Raw genomic sequence first — 14394 nt, forward strand, 5'->3', positions numbered from 1 at the left:
TCCTATATAGCTAGTCCTATTTATATGATATCATATTTAAGCGTGTAATTATGCAAAAAGTGAGGGAAACAAAGTGTCCGTTAAAGTCCCAGCAAGCGCTACTTTATTAATGAAAAATGTTTATCGAAAAGTTTTTCCTGAAGTAAATAATCAATTGGCTTACTGGAAAGAAAGAGCAAGTCAGATACCTGACCCAGAATTACGCACGCAAGCATTAGCGAGCATTCGTGATAAGAAATTTCATTGCCAGGGCGGCAGTGTTTATAGTATGCTAGCGGGCGAATATTGGCAGGAAGCGATTCGGTTTATTGTCGCCTATCAAACGATCAGTGATTATTTGGACAATCTGTGTGACCGCAGTACCTCCTTGGATCCTACTGATTTTCGTATGTTGCATCAATCCATGGAAGACGCACTTTCTCCAGATAACAAGGTACAGAACTATTACCACTATCGAATGGAGCAGGAGGATGCAGATTATCTGAAGGATTTGGTGTTAACCTGTCAAGCTGTTGTACGTTATATCCCTAATTACCGCTTGTTTCAACACCATGTACTAGAATTGGAAGGGATGTATAGTGACTTACAGGTACACAAACATGTCACGCATAGTGAGCGAATTCCACGTTTGGAAAAATGGTTTGGAGAGTATCAAGAAAAATGGCCCATGTTGACTTGGTATGAATTCTCAGCCTGTACAGGTTCGACATTAGGTATTTTTTGTATGGTGGCATATGGATTGACTAATGAGTTAACGAAAGAATTATCTGAGCGTATTTTTTCGAGCTATTTCCCATTTTTACAAGGTTTACATATTATGCTCGATTATTTTATTGATCAACAAGAAGATCAAGAAGAAGGTGACCTCAATTTCTGTAACTACTATGCCAATGAGCAAGAATTAGAGGAGCGATTGATCTATTTTGTTGAACAAACCAACCAGATGATGCAGGAATTACCTGACTCTACCTTTCATGAGATGGTACAGCAAGGACTGGTTGGACTTTATTTGGCCGATCCAAAAGTGAAAAAAATGAGTCAGTATCAAGCCTTAGTCAAACGATTAATCCAGGCAAGCGGGCGTAAATCGTCGTTCTTTCACTGGAATATTCGGGTGTACAATCGTTTAGCGGGTAAAGGGTAAACAAGCATCAGCGTGTTAAGAAGCGCTGGTGCTTGTTTTTTCAATCGCAAGAATAAAAGGCGGGTGATTTCGCTGGTTAATAAATTGATATTGCAACACTTGGTAATTTTTTTGATCCAGTTGTTGGCAGTACGAAAGCAATTGATCTCGCTCGTCTGCTCCACCGGGGTGTCCGTGATAAATAACCAGTACAACACGTCCATTTTGCTTTAAAACAGATAAGATGGTATCAACGGCGCTGATCGTGGTTTTCGGCAAAGTGGTGATGGAATGATCGGCTTTTGGCAGATAACCGAGGTTAAAAATTGCCCCAGCAATCGGTTGTTGATCGAGATATTGTTCGATATGCTGATGCCCGTCATGGATGATCTCGACTTGTTTCATATTTGCGTTTGAGACTAATGAACGCGTGTTTTCAATCGCCTGCTCCTGAATATCAAAGGCATAAACCTTTCCTTTTTCTCCGACAAATTGGGCTAATTTTAAGGTGTCATGACCATTCCCGCAGGTAGCATCAATGGCAAGATCTCCGGGTTTTAGAGTGTCTGCTAATAATTGATGGGAAAATTGGATAACAGATTGCAACAAGGATACTCCTCTCTCTATTTACTCCTGCTTAGTTTAACAAATCAATCTCGAAAAGTGTATGATTTTTTCTGAATTCCTCACACTATAACAGAGGTGATCATGATGGCAACAAGGGATTCCATTGATCGCTTGCTGGAAGAAGGCCAGCAGTTGGTGCAGCAGGCGGAAGAACAATTAGAGCTGTCTAATAGAAATAATTTTATCATGGATGAAGAATATACGAGTGCCCATGTGGAGCTGGAGGCGTTGGCCCAAAGAATTGAGCGTGTCTTGCAAAGCGCTAACCCACAACAGCGAGAGCAACTTCAGCGATTCCAATTCATCGTAAATGAAAAGCTCAATGATTTGATTTTAGATCAAACCGATGTGGAACGTTATCAATAAAATAAAGTAAAACGTTATGCAGTGAGGAGATTTTTCCTCACTGCATATTAGTTGTGGGGGTAGACATTTTCTTTGTATTAGTGTACTATTTGATTAGTACACTAATACAAAGAGGTGATGATTTGTCTGTATATCAAGGTTTATGGAAAAAGGAAATCAGAATGATGCGTGGTTTTCACATATTGTTTGGTTTAGCGGTTCTTCTTATGTGGACCAGCCTGCTTTCTCAGGGTAACTGGGATTGGATGACGTTAGTTGATATGTCACCCTTTAGTTTTGTGATCATACCAGTCGTAGTGCTTTTTAGTTTAAATATGGAAAGGCATCAACTTGCTTCTTTTTTATTTGTGAAAAAACATTTGTCTAAACAAGTTTTGATTAAATTCGGGCATGGTTTACTGCTTTACATGTTGTACTATATTTGTATTGGATTGATGGGAATTGTTTTATTCTTCACTAATCATTTGGATGAGTCGCTATCTCACACTTTTTCGGTAGTAGGAATGGTTGGTATATACTTATTGGCGGTTTCTTTAGCGGGTGCTGTATTCATATTACTGGCATGGGTGCTCTATCAGTGGTGGAGAAAGAACCTGTTCACTTTACTAAATATCCTGCTTTTTTTCGTCCTTTTTATAGGAGCTATAAAAGCAATGCAGTGGTTGATGGAAATAGTGAGCAATTGGTTGGTTCTAACGATTGATGTTACAGAGGTGCATGCATTGTTTGGTGATGGACAAATTTCTCTGCTTGCTGTGTTTTTGTTCATCTGCTTAAACTTTCTTATCTACCAAGTAAGTGTCATCGTGTTAAGACGCAAGGTAGAGGTGTAAGGATGCCACCACAATTTCAACGGGATAAACCCATCTATTTGCAAGTTGTCGACCAAATCATTCAAGAGGTTGTCAGCGAGGAACGTCAACCTGGGGAAAAGCTGCCAGCAGTGCGTGAGCTTGCGCTAGAAACAGGTGTAAATCCCAATACGATTCAGCGTGTCTATCGTGAACTAGAAGGACGGGGGATCACGGTTACCAAACGAGGGCAAGGCACGTTTGTAACGGAAGATCGCAAACATATCGCCGCTGTTCGCGAACAATTAAAAGAGCAATATGTTACCTCTTTTATTGAGGATATGGCGGCATTGGGATTTGATAAACAGGAAATTATCGACCGGCTTAAACAGGAGGAGAAATATGATTAATATCCAACATTTACAAAAAAAGCGACGAGTAACCGATGCCACTTTTCAAATCGAAACGGGCAAGATCATTGGAATAATAGGTGAAAATGGCAGCGGAAAAACAACGATATTAGAAATGATCGCCGGAGTATTGCGTTCGGATAAAGGAGAAATAAATCTGCCGGCTGACCGAAGTGAAATACTCTCCTTCAGTTCTGATCAAGATTATTTTTATGACTATTTTACGGTAACACAGCTAGTGGATTTTTATCAGTCGCAATTCGCTGATTTTCATCGCGAGAAAGCAGAAGAACTCATCGATTTTTTCTCGATACCACGACAGGAGAAGATGGCCTATCTGTCAAAAGGTCAAACGGCGCGCGTGAAATTGGCCGTAACCCTCGCCAGGAATTGTCCGTTATTTATGTTGGATGAGCCTCTGGCAGGACTGGATCCAATGGTGAAAGAAAAAATCGTGCAAGGACTGATTCGATTTATTGATCTGGAGAAGCAAAGCTTGTTAATTACGACACATGAATTATTGGAAGTAGAGGCTATTCTGGATGAAGTAGTGGTCATGAAGCAAGGGAAAGTTATTGCCCAACAAGCAGTAGAAAATATCCGTGAAGAGACGTCGGTGCAAGAATGGCTGAAACAGATGTATGCCTGATTAAATTGATATTGACAAAAACCGACTTGATTGAGATAATATTTTTAATTTGATATTGGTACCTTTAATTCAGTCCCGCGAGGCTGACAAGGACAACGTGTGATACAATAGACGATAGGTGCTGTCTATTGATCGAAGGCTTCTTGTCGGTTGGGCAGGAAGCTTTTTTTATGATAAAAAATCCTGCCTGACGTTGGTACCAGTAGCTGACAAGGAGGATAAAAAATGGATAAAGAATTTTCACTGCAGCCTGTACCAGCAGCACACAGGCAAGGATTTTGGCGAATGTTTGTTGTCATGTTGGGTTTTACCTTTTTCTCGGCAAGTATGTTGTCGGGTGGAGAATTAGGTTTAGGATTGACGATGTCCCAGTTTATTTGGATGGTATTACTTGGTAATTTGATTCTTGGTGGCTATACAGCTGGACTTGCCTATATGGCTGCTAAAACAGGATTATCGACACACTTATTGGCCCGTTATGCCTTTGGCGAAAAGGGTTCTTACTTGGTTTCTTTTTTATTAGGGGGAACGCAAGTAGGCTGGTTTGGTGTTGGTTTGGCCATGTTTGCCGTACCGGTTAACAAGGTTACCGGGATAGATATGTTGCCGCTTGTGCTTATTTCTGGGGTAGTGATGACGGCTTCTGCCTTTTTTGGCATGAAGGCGCTGGCGATCTTAAGCTTTGTCGCTGTTCCAGCTATTGCCGTGTTAGGAAGTATGTCTGTTGGTATTGCTATTAGCGATTTAGGTGGTATCTCTGCCTTGTTCGACTATCAGCCGGAAACTACCTTAAGTCTAGCAGCAGCATTAACGATTTGTGTAGGTTCTTTTGCCAGTGGTGGGACATTGACACCTGACTTTACTCGCTTTGCCAATCGTAAAAAAACGGCCGTGTGGACGACGCTAATTGCCTTTTTCATCGGAAATTCATTGATGTTTCTTTTTGGGGCAGTGGGATCTATTTCCACTGGATTAGGTGATATCTCAGAGGTCATGTTTGTGCAAGGCTTAATTGTGCCAGCCGTGATTGTCTTAGGGCTGAACATTTGGACGACCAATGATAATGCCCTTTACGCGTCTGGATTAGGATTTTCCAATATTACCAAGATTAAAAAAAGCAAAATGGTTATTTTCAATGGAATTGTTGGTACGATTTTTGCGATGTGGCTGTACAATAATTTTGTTGGCTGGTTGAACTTATTGGGGGCTGCCTTACCGCCAATCGGGGCCATTCTATTAGCTGATTTCTTTATTCTTCGTAAAAGGAAATATCCTGATTTTCATAAAATGACGTTTCAAACGATCAGTTGGCCGGCGGTTATTGCTTGGGTTGGTGGTTTTGCCTCGGCTCAGTTCTTACCAGGTATACCTCCATTGAATGGTATTGTTGGCGCGGTTATCATTTATGTAGGATTGCGTCTAGCTGCCGATAAGTTAGGAGAAACAGACAAGCAAACGGAAATAGGAAAAGGGGTATCTTAAATGATATTGATGAATGCGACTTTACCAAAACAAGAGGGATTATGGAATATTCATGTAGAGGATGGTCGATTTACAAAAATAGTGGAAGCGACCGAGGTAGAAGGGGCGGTTAATCTGAATGGTAAGCTAGTCAGTGCTCCGTTTATCGAACCGCATGTCCATTTGGATACGACGCTCACGGCAGGCGAACCGAAATGGAATGAAAGTGGGACCCTTTTTGAAGGGATATCTACCTGGGCAGAGCGTAAGAAGACTTTAACGATAGAGGATGTCAAACAACGAGCAACGAAGGCGTTGAAATGGCAAATCGCTCAAGGCATTCAGCATGTGCGTACTCATGTTGATGTTTGTGATCCATCGCTTACAGCAATGAAGGCCTTGTTAGAGGTAAAGGAAGAGATGAAGAATTACGTGGACCTGCAGTTGGTTGCCTTTCCGCAAGAAGGTTACCTGTCTTATCCGAACGGGACAGAATTGGTTGAAGAGGCTTTGAAACTGGGGGCAGATGTGGTTGGCGGAATCCCTCATTTTGAATTCACGCGTGAGTATGGGGTAGAATCGATGAAACTCGCTTTTGACTTAGCCGAGAAGTATCAGCGCTTGGTCGACATTCACTGTGATGAGATCGATGATGAACAGTCTCGTTTTGTCGAAGTGGTTGCAGCAGAAGCCCATAAACGGAATATGGGAAGTAAGGTAACTGCCAGTCATACGACAGCGATGCACTCTTATAATGGTGCCTATGTCTCTAAATTGATGAAATTATTAGGGATGGCTCAAATCAACTTTATTGCCAATCCGCTTGTAAATATTCATTTGCAAGGGCGGTTTGATGATTATCCAAAACGACGGGGTGTAACAAGGGTAAAGGAATTGACCGAAGCCGGTTTGAATGTCAGCTTTGGTCATGATGATATCTTCGATCCTTGGTATCCACTGGGTACCGGTAATATGTTGCAGGTGTTACATATGGGGATCCATGTGACCCACTTGATGGGGTATCAACAAATAATTCAATCGTTTGACTATATAACAGAGAATAGCGCTGTTACCATGGATATCCAAGACCAATATGGCATAGAGCCAGGTAAACCAGCCAATTTTATTATTCTTAATGCTACCAATGTTTATGACGCGATTCGCAAACAGGCAGAAGTGCTTGCCTCTTATCGTAATGGCGTGAAGATTGCCGAAACCAAGCCAAAAGAAGCTTCTCTTTTTATGGAGGAGACAGAGCTGATTAACTTTGAGAGATAACAGCTGTTCGAGAAAACCGTATCCCTTGTTGAGATGGATACGGTTTTCTCTTGTTTCATCGGTTGTTAGTTTTACTTTGTTCAGAGACGCAGAGAGAGTTTGGCTGTTCTTCTAACGGACAAAAAACCAGCGGATTACGAAATACTGTCCGTAAGAATGAATCTAACGGACAAAAAAACGCTGAATTGCAAAATACTGTCCGTAAGAATGAATCTAACGGACAAAAAACCGCTGAATTGAAAAATACTGTCCGTAAGAATGAATCTAACGGACAAAAAACTGCTGAATCGCGAAATACTGTCCGTAAGAATGAATCTAACGGACAAAAACCGCTGAATTGCAAAATACTGTCCATAAGAATGAATCTAACGGACAAAAAACCGCTGAATTGCAAAATACTGTCCGTAAGAATGAATCTAACGGACAAAAAACCGCCGAATCGCGAAATACTGTCCATAAGAATGAATCTAACGGACAAAAAACCGCTGAATTGCAAAATACTGTCCGTAAGAATGAATCTAACGGACAAAAAACTGCTGAATCGCGAAATACTGTCCGTAAGAAATGTTATCGTACTCTATAAGGGGTAGACGCTGGCAGCTAGTCACTTTCATAACAAATGCAATTGAGCAACATTTTATTCAATCAGCAGTTTAACGAAGGGGGAGCAGGAATGTTTTTTGACGGAGTGATGCCGTTAGCGACAGAGCTTACCATCTGGGCTACCTATATCATGGCTCTTATCTGGGGTTATCGCGGGCCGCGAACATATCGACGGGATCGTTTTTTTGCAACGCAAAATAAAAATTTGCAAGAAGAAAGCGAGGAATTGATTACGACTGGTCAATTATTTTATCAAGGCTTTCAGGAGGTAGAAGACGTACGGCAGCTGTTACCAAACCAGCCGTTATGGAAACGACATGATATTCAGTTTCATTATACCTCTCGATTCTATATCTATACCGAAGACTGGTCCTGTCATGTTAGTGAATCTGTAGAAGAAAGCCGGAAAATAGTCGATTATGCCAGAATGACAAAAATGCTTGGTGCCGTAAGTTTGGAAATGGCGCCCAACTTTTTTCACCGTGTGTTACGATTGATTAATTGGATGCTTTTCTTCATATTATTTCTCACCCCTTTTGTGCTAGTAATTACGGCGGTGGAAACACGGCCAGATGGACTCCCCAATATCGGCGGGCCTTGGGAGCAGCTTAATGATGGCGGTATCGTACTCTTTTTCTATATGGTCTTCCGCTTGGGAGTGGAAACCATTCAATATCTTATGCAGAATCGACGTTCTAAAAAAATGATCAGTGAATTACAGGTCTTTCAATCGGAGCGGACGATTCAATTGATTCACCAATACTTACACCGCCAATTTTGGGGTTATTTCATCAGTTATGCCCTAGTAATCATGGTGTTTTTAGCACTCACCGCTTGGTCATTGGAATAAGGGGACGTCGGTTCCAGTAAAAAATTGTAGCATGCAAAATGAATCCTTTTTGCTTGTTCAATCGTAAACAATAGGAGAGTAAGTAAGGAGGAAGAAAAAATGGGAGTTCTATTAACGTCATTAATGAGTTTAATCTTGTATGTATTAGGTGTGATCGTTACAACTGTGGTGACATCATTTCCGACCAAAAAAGTATTCAAATTTGCTTTAGGAATATTTATTTTTGGATTTATTATCATGGCCATTATTAATTATTTTGCCATGCCAACCATTACGGTTCCCAATATGTTAACCATTAATGTAATTGTGGCGGTTATCCTAATTCCACTCTATTTATTTGTATTACAGCCTAATAAATTAGTAGAGAAGAAGGTATTACGGCCATTAGTTGGCATATTTTCTTTGGCGATTATCGCTATTATTGCGGTAGTTATTACTAGCTTTGTCACATTGGATAATGCCCAGCAGACCATTTCCGTGAGTGAAGAAGAAGAGGCAGAGCCGTTGACCAAGGATGAAACGCCTATCACGGTTGCACCAGAGTTTGCCCGGAATAAGATTCAGAAGGCGATGAGTGTGGTACCGAACCCGCAATTTTATGACCTTGGTAAGCTGCAAGTGCAAAAGGTAGACGACGAGATTGTGTATGTCGCACCGGTAGAGTTTGCTGATTTTTGGAAGTTTTTAAGAGGTCAAGAAACACCTGGTTATTTTACGATTTCGGCTACGAATGTAAATGCCCAACCTGATTTTCATGAAGATGCCATGAATTATACTAATTCTAGCTATTTTCATAAATATGTTAAGCGGGTCATCTACAATCAATACCCTAATTATATTCAAAGTGGTGAGGCACAGATTGAAGTAGACGATAACGGCAAGCCTTGGTATGTGCAAACCATTTATAAGCCGATGCACATTACCAATAAGCCGAACTTGGATCAGTTAAAAGTGGTGGTCATTGATCCCGATACTGGGGATATGCAATCCTTTGATACAGACGAGGCACCAGCATTTATCGAGGGATCGGTCAGTTCCGAGATGGCTACTTTAACCAATGATTATTACGGAAAATACGTACATGGCTGGTTAAATAGTGTGTTTGGCAAGCGAGATGTGAAGATTCCTAATCAGTCCGGATCCGAATCTGGTGTTACTCCGATGTTTGATGAAAATGGAGACATGTATTATTTTACCGACATGACGTCACCAAAGGAAAATATTGATTCGGCGTTAGGTTATACGTTAATCAATGCTCGTACCGGTGAATTAACCTATTATGGCGGAGAAAAGAATAACGGTATTATGGACAGTGAAGGGGCCAAACAGATTGTTAACAAGGAATTTCCTGAGAAAAAATGGGAAGGCTATATGCCTGTTTTGTATAATATTGATGGGAATCCAACGTGGGTCGTGAATGTATTAGATCCGAATGGTTTACACAAGCAATATGCCTATATTAAAGCCAATGATTCGGATTTCGTCGTGTTTGGCGATACGGCTAATGAAACACTGGATGCCTATCGCATGGCCTTATTACAAGATCCAGGTAACACTGGGGCAACAGGTGAAACACAGACAGAGGAAGTGACAGGCACAATAAACCGTGTGTTGGTTCATTCCACCGAGCAAGGACAGATTGTACAATTTTTAATCGAAGACGATACAACGATTTATACTGTCAACGCCAGCAAGGTACCATTAGCGATTTTCTTACAGCAGGGTGATGGAATCCAAGCAGAGGCGCAAGTGCTTGATAACGGAACGGCAACGATTGAGACGATGGAAATAGAGGGATTAACGGAATAAAATAAGCAATTTGGTTGATAAGAAAAAGGCACGAGGATTACTCGATGCCTTTTTTCTGTCTGCGATAAATTTCTAACGTGCTCACGGCACAGAGAATGGCGGTGAGCCCGATAAAGAAATAGCCTGCTTGCATACCGATTTGTCTGCTTGCCTCCCATGAAGAGCCAAAGGATAGACTGGTGACAAATTCAATAATATAACCAATTAATAGGTTTGTCAGAACCCCGCCAATCCCAATCAATACTACGACGAAGGTGATCGCAGCATCGGTTCCTGCCCGATATTGTTTGGTGACTAGTGCCATCATTGTAGGATAAATCGGGCCAATCCCTAAACCAGCAATCGCAAATAAGAAAGCAATCTGATCACCAATAAAAAGTGGCAATAGACTAAGTAAACCTGCGAATGTAGAGAAAATAACAATCGAGATCGCATAACCAATCCGATCTGTTAACGGTCCAAACAACAATCGTGCCATCATAAACGTAAAAAAGAACAGAGATAATAAGCCAGAAGCATCACCAATCGACCATTCATTTACCCTAACCAAATAATTCACCAGCCAAGCGGCGATTCCTAATTCAGCGGTCACACCCATTGTTAAGGCAAAAACAATCAGCCAAGCTATTGGGTCTTTAGTTAGCTTTTTAAAAGAAGCTGGTTCCCCGGATTCTGTTGCCTCCTGTTCCTTAGGGAATTTGCTCCATAACACCGGGATAATAGGCAAGAGTGACAAACTCATCATCACTAAATACATACCACGCCAGCCAAACACGGTAGACGATATCTCCCAGCCCATCACGTAGGCAGCAGCAATCGGTGCTACTGTAGAACCAACCCCGTAAAAGAAGTGAGATAGGTTAAGCATGGTTCCCGTATTTTTTGTAAAAAGCCGGGCCGCAATAATGGCTAAACCGATTTCAAGCATGCCATTTCCTATGTATAATAAAAAGTAAGCGATCACTAAAGAGGTAAAATTATTAGAGAAATAAATAAAAACGCCGGAGAACGCCATCAAGATAAAGGTGAGAATATTAGTCGTCTTTGCTCCGATTTTTGCGATTAACCACGACGTATAGGTACAGGCGAGAAAAAAGCCAAAGGAATTAATCGCTAATAAGATTCCTAATGTCCCATCTGTTATGGTTAATTCTGTTTGCATCTCTGGCAAGGCCGGCCCCTTAATATTCTCGGAAATGCCAAAAATGAAAAATCCCCCAAAAATAACAAATAGCAATAATATGTAGTTCGTTTTTTCTTTCTGCTTGATCATGACTGAACTCCTTTGATTTTCCATTCCGTCTATCATATCATAAAAATGATGGGTTACCTATGCTTTTTTTGCGAATATTATTTCCTTATAGGATAAGAAAGCAGTCTTGGTATGATCAGATGTGGAACAATTTTGACTTCTTTGAGTGCCGGTTTTCTCTTATTGATAGAAGGAAACAACATTAGCCGATAGATTTTTCGCTACTCATCAAAAATATGTTATGATATTTATTAGACATGTGTTTGTTTTGCATAGAATCAGGAGGAAGATAATGATTGATTTTACCAAGCGACAAAAAGAAATTATGCATATTTTAGCAAAACATGAACCGATTACGGCGGAACAAATTGCAGAAATGCTGGGCGTAAGTAAAGGGACATTGCGATCTGATCTAGCTGTGTTAGTCATGACGGGACATATTGAAGCTAAGCCGAAAGTAGGTTATTTTTTAGCGAAGGAACAGAAGGAGCCCAGTCAACAGAACATTTGGAAGCAAACACAAATAAAAGATGTTCAAGGAGTACCTGTTACCATTCAGCGGACAACCACCGTCAAGGATGCTGTGATATCTCTTTTTATGGAGGATGTGGGAACACTGATTGTGGTCGATGAACATCATTATTTAGAAGGAATTGTCTCGCGCAAGGATTTATTAAAGGTAACTTTGGGAAATCCAGAAGCTGTATCAATGCCGGTACATTTGGTGATGACCAGACAGCCAAAGGTATATACCATTGCATCAGATAAAAGCGTTTACGAGGCTGCCAGTATGATGGTGTTGTATGAAGTGGACAGCTTACCGGTCGTTAAGAATCAAGAAAACAAAGACAAAGTGATTGGCCGAATCACCAAAACCAATATCGTGAAAGCATTGATTGATCATCCATTTGATAGCTTACACACAAGGGGAGTGTAGAGTGATGGCAGAACAGTCCTACGTATTTGTATGTTCCGATGCCGTGGGAGAGACGGCAGAAGCAGTGGTGAGAGCAACCATCAGACAATTTGCTAATAACAATGTACAAGTGAAACGACAAAGCCATATTCAGACAGAAACAGAAATAGAGGATATTATGAAAGAGGTAAAAAGCAAAAAAGGTTTTATAGCGTATACCTTGGTTCAGCCTGAATTGAGGGCGAAAATGCAACAAGAAGCGATTCAAGCTGATATTCGGGCCGTAGATGTGATGGGACCGATGATGCAGGCATATATTGATACCTTTGATGGTAATCCAAAGCCAGATCCCGGTCAGCGACAGGTCTTAGATGAAGAATATTTTAAACGGATTGAAGCAGTGGAATTTGCCGTTAAATATGACGATGGAAAAGATGTGAAAGGTCTCCTGATGGCTGATGTTGCCTTAATCGGGGTGTCACGCACTTCGAAAACACCCTTAAGTATATTTTTAGCTCATAAAGGTATTAAAACGGCGAATTTGCCTATTTTGCCTGATATGGAAGCACCGGAAGAGCTGTTTGCTGATGTAGATAGAATGGTGGTGGGACTGACGATTGACCCAGCCCAACTGTTGAAAATCAGGACGGAGCGGTTAAAGACTTTAGGTTTGCCTGCTCAATCCAAGTATGCCTCCATGGATCAAATTGAACGGGAGATGGAAACAGCCGATAACTTGATGGACAAGTTAGGTTGTCCGGTGATTAACGTATCCGATAAATCCATCGAAGAAACAGCAGGATTGATTATGAAGATGTTGTCAGAAAGATAAACGAGGAGGTAGACAATGAGAAAAAGCGTATTAGTAACGGAAACTATACCGTCATCCGTAAAAGAATTATTGGAAGCGGAGGTCGACGTAACAGAGTGGGGGAGCTCTGAACAAATGCCAAGAGAACAGCTACTGAAGGAGATCCATGCATACCACGGATTATTGACTTCCAAGGATAAGATTGACACCGAGTTGTTACAAGCAGCCAGCAAATTAGAGGTGGTCAGTAATATTGCCGTTGGTTATGATAATTTTGATACAGAAGCGATACAACAGGCGGGAATACAGGCTACCCATACGCCATATGTATTAGATGAAACCGTCGCTGATTTGATTTTTGGACTGATTCTGGGCACTGCACGGCGAATACCAGAGTTAGATCAATACGTTAAACAAGGCAGATGGCAGAAGGCAATAGATCTCCCTGAATTCGGTCATAATGTACACCATAAGAAATTGGGCATTATCGGAATGGGACGAATAGGGGAAAAAGTAGCTCGCCGTGCCCGCTTTGGTTTTGAGATGGATGTATCTTACTATAATCGTTCCCGTCATGAAACGGCAGAACAAGAATTACAGGTTACTTATGAAGAATTGGATCGTTTACTGGAAAGCTCTGATTTTATTTTGCTAATGACGCCTCTTACAACAGCTACTTATCAGCTAATAGGAAAAGAAGCATTTGCCAAGATGAAAGACAGCTGCTTTTTTATTAACGCCTCTAGAGGTGCCGTAGTAGATGAACAGGCTTTAATCGAGGCATTGGAAGACAAGCAGATTGCCGGGGCAGGTTTAGATGTATTTGTGCAGGAGCCAATCGATCCTAGTCATCCTTTTTTACAGATGAATCAAGTCGTTACCCTGCCGCACATAGGCTCAGCGACTGCCGAAACACGGGAAGCAATGAAAAAGTATGCAGCTGAAAACTTGCTGACAGGACTGCGCGGTGAGCAGCCAGAGGCGTTGATTAAGGAACTACGATAGGAATAGCAAAAAATGCACAAAGGGAAGATTTCCTTTGTGTATTTTCTTACAAGTAATAAGGATGTTTTAACACCCAATACACGACATTTTTCTTAACAAAAAGGTTACATTATAAAAAAATACTTTCATATTCGGCAAAATATTGTATCATAGTAGAAGAAAATAGTTCATGTTTAATGAGGTGTAGTTGTGAGTATCTTAGTCGAATCGATGAAAATGCCAGTAGATAATTTTCTGGGCATGCTTTTATATGCAGTCATTTATATTTTTGTTACAGTAATTGTATTAGGACTTATTCTGAAGCTCATACCATACCAGCTTCCATACGCGATAAAAAGTCTGATCGTATTTATTGGTATCCTGATTAGTTTATTGGTTTGGTGGAATACGATCGCCTCCCCAGCCTTGCCGTTGTAAAGTACGGCTGCCATCAGTGGAGCTTT

Annotated in this window: 15 protein-coding genes; 13 read left to right on the forward strand and 2 right to left on the reverse strand. The window is 41.0% G+C overall.

From position 1 onward, the window contains the following. Positions 1-73 precede the first annotated feature (73 nt). Entirely contained in the window at positions 74-1144 is a 1071-nt protein-coding gene (locus BN6556_RS14130) for a tetraprenyl-beta-curcumene synthase family protein (RefSeq protein ID WP_316245328.1), read from the forward strand. Between the two features lie 15 nt (positions 1145-1159). Here BN6556_RS14130 and BN6556_RS14135 read toward each other — a convergent pair whose 3' ends face one another. Further along, positions 1160-1729 (reverse strand): class I SAM-dependent methyltransferase, encoded by a 570-nt coding sequence (locus BN6556_RS14135; protein ID WP_066192636.1) that lies wholly within the window; start codon positions 1727-1729, stop codon positions 1160-1162. A gap of 102 nt (positions 1730-1831) precedes the next feature. On the opposite strand from BN6556_RS14135, the gene BN6556_RS14140 reads away from it, so the two are divergent. The 8 genes from BN6556_RS14140 to BN6556_RS14180 all read left to right on the forward strand — a co-directional run bounded on the left by BN6556_RS14140 (position 1832) and on the right by BN6556_RS14180 (position 9967). Further along, a complete protein-coding gene (locus BN6556_RS14140) occupies positions 1832-2116 on the forward strand; it encodes a DUF2524 family protein (RefSeq protein WP_235817531.1) in 285 nt (94 codons plus the stop codon). Positions 2117-2238: 122 nt separating this feature from the next. Beyond that, positions 2239-2949: a hypothetical protein gene (locus BN6556_RS14145; protein WP_066192640.1), complete on the forward strand. Its 711-nt coding sequence runs from the start codon at positions 2239-2241 to the stop codon at positions 2947-2949. A 2-nt stretch (positions 2950-2951) separates the two neighbouring features. Next, positions 2952-3317 carry a GntR family transcriptional regulator gene (locus BN6556_RS14150; RefSeq protein WP_066192643.1) on the forward strand — a complete coding sequence of 122 codons (366 nt, stop codon included), beginning with the start codon at positions 2952-2954 and terminating at the stop codon, positions 3315-3317. Then, positions 3310-3966, forward strand: coding sequence for an ATP-binding cassette domain-containing protein (locus tag BN6556_RS14155; protein ID WP_066192645.1), 657 nt, complete (start codon positions 3310-3312; stop codon positions 3964-3966). Before BN6556_RS14150 ends, BN6556_RS14155 begins: the two co-directional genes overlap by 8 nt. A 225-nt stretch (positions 3967-4191) precedes the next feature. Beyond that, a complete protein-coding gene (gene codB, locus BN6556_RS14160) occupies positions 4192-5448 on the forward strand; it encodes a cytosine permease (RefSeq protein WP_066192647.1) in 1257 nt (418 codons plus the stop codon). Further along, on the forward strand, positions 5449-6705 hold the full coding sequence (gene codA / locus BN6556_RS14165) for a cytosine deaminase (RefSeq protein WP_066192649.1): 1257 nt from the start codon (positions 5449-5451) through the stop codon (positions 6703-6705). Between the two features lie 673 nt (positions 6706-7378). Further along, positions 7379-8158, forward strand: a complete 780-nt coding sequence (locus BN6556_RS14175; RefSeq protein WP_066192653.1) for a hypothetical protein — start codon at positions 7379-7381, stop codon at positions 8156-8158. A gap of 99 nt (positions 8159-8257) precedes the next feature. Continuing rightward, positions 8258-9967 (forward strand): MFS transporter, encoded by a 1710-nt coding sequence (locus BN6556_RS14180; protein ID WP_066192654.1) that lies wholly within the window; start codon positions 8258-8260, stop codon positions 9965-9967. 37 nt (positions 9968-10004) lie between these two features. On the opposite strand, the gene BN6556_RS14185 is transcribed toward BN6556_RS14180, so the two are convergent. Beyond that, a complete protein-coding gene (locus BN6556_RS14185) occupies positions 10005-11240 on the reverse strand; it encodes an MFS transporter (protein WP_066192655.1) in 1236 nt (411 codons plus the stop codon). A gap of 271 nt (positions 11241-11511) precedes the next feature. Between BN6556_RS14185 and BN6556_RS14190 the strand changes: the two genes are divergently transcribed. From BN6556_RS14190 to BN6556_RS14205, 4 genes are all read left to right on the forward strand, one after another. Beyond that, positions 11512-12156 (forward strand): helix-turn-helix transcriptional regulator, encoded by a 645-nt coding sequence (locus BN6556_RS14190; protein WP_078060105.1) that lies wholly within the window; start codon positions 11512-11514, stop codon positions 12154-12156. Positions 12157-12160: 4 nt separating this feature from the next. Continuing rightward, entirely contained in the window at positions 12161-12967 is an 807-nt protein-coding gene (locus BN6556_RS14195; protein WP_066196402.1) for a pyruvate, water dikinase regulatory protein, read from the forward strand. Between the two features lie 15 nt (positions 12968-12982). Beyond that, on the forward strand, positions 12983-13951 hold the full coding sequence (locus tag BN6556_RS14200; protein WP_066192658.1) for a 2-hydroxyacid dehydrogenase: 969 nt from the start codon (positions 12983-12985) through the stop codon (positions 13949-13951). Positions 13952-14140: 189 nt separating this feature from the next. Next, a complete protein-coding gene (locus BN6556_RS14205; protein WP_066192659.1) occupies positions 14141-14368 on the forward strand; it encodes a hypothetical protein in 228 nt (75 codons plus the stop codon). The last annotated feature ends 26 nt before the right edge of the window (positions 14369-14394 follow it).

Source organism: Gracilibacillus timonensis, from assembly GCF_900086715.1.
GTDB classification, from domain to species: domain Bacteria; phylum Bacillota; class Bacilli; order Bacillales; family Amphibacillaceae; genus Gracilibacillus; species Gracilibacillus timonensis.

Coding starts and splice junctions, on each gene's coding strand:
- BN6556_RS14140 (WP_235817531.1), top strand. CDS start 1,832: ATGATGGCAACAAGGGATTCCATTGATCGCTTGCTGGAAGAAGGCCAG.
- BN6556_RS14150 (WP_066192643.1), top strand. CDS start 2,952: ATGCCACCACAATTTCAACGGGATAAACCCATCTATTTGCAAGTTGTC.
- BN6556_RS14155 (WP_066192645.1), top strand. CDS start 3,310: ATGATTAATATCCAACATTTACAAAAAAAGCGACGAGTAACCGATGCC.
- codB (WP_066192647.1), top strand. CDS start 4,192: ATGGATAAAGAATTTTCACTGCAGCCTGTACCAGCAGCACACAGGCAA.
- codA (WP_066192649.1), top strand. CDS start 5,449: ATGATATTGATGAATGCGACTTTACCAAAACAAGAGGGATTATGGAAT.
- BN6556_RS14175 (WP_066192653.1), top strand. CDS start 7,379: ATGTTTTTTGACGGAGTGATGCCGTTAGCGACAGAGCTTACCATCTGG.
- BN6556_RS14180 (WP_066192654.1), top strand. CDS start 8,258: ATGGGAGTTCTATTAACGTCATTAATGAGTTTAATCTTGTATGTATTA.
- BN6556_RS14185 (WP_066192655.1), bottom strand. CDS start 11,240: ATGATCAAGCAGAAAGAAAAAACGAACTACATATTATTGCTATTTGTT.
- BN6556_RS14190 (WP_078060105.1), top strand. CDS start 11,512: ATGATTGATTTTACCAAGCGACAAAAAGAAATTATGCATATTTTAGCA.
- BN6556_RS14195 (WP_066196402.1), top strand. CDS start 12,161: ATGGCAGAACAGTCCTACGTATTTGTATGTTCCGATGCCGTGGGAGAG.
- BN6556_RS14200 (WP_066192658.1), top strand. CDS start 12,983: ATGAGAAAAAGCGTATTAGTAACGGAAACTATACCGTCATCCGTAAAA.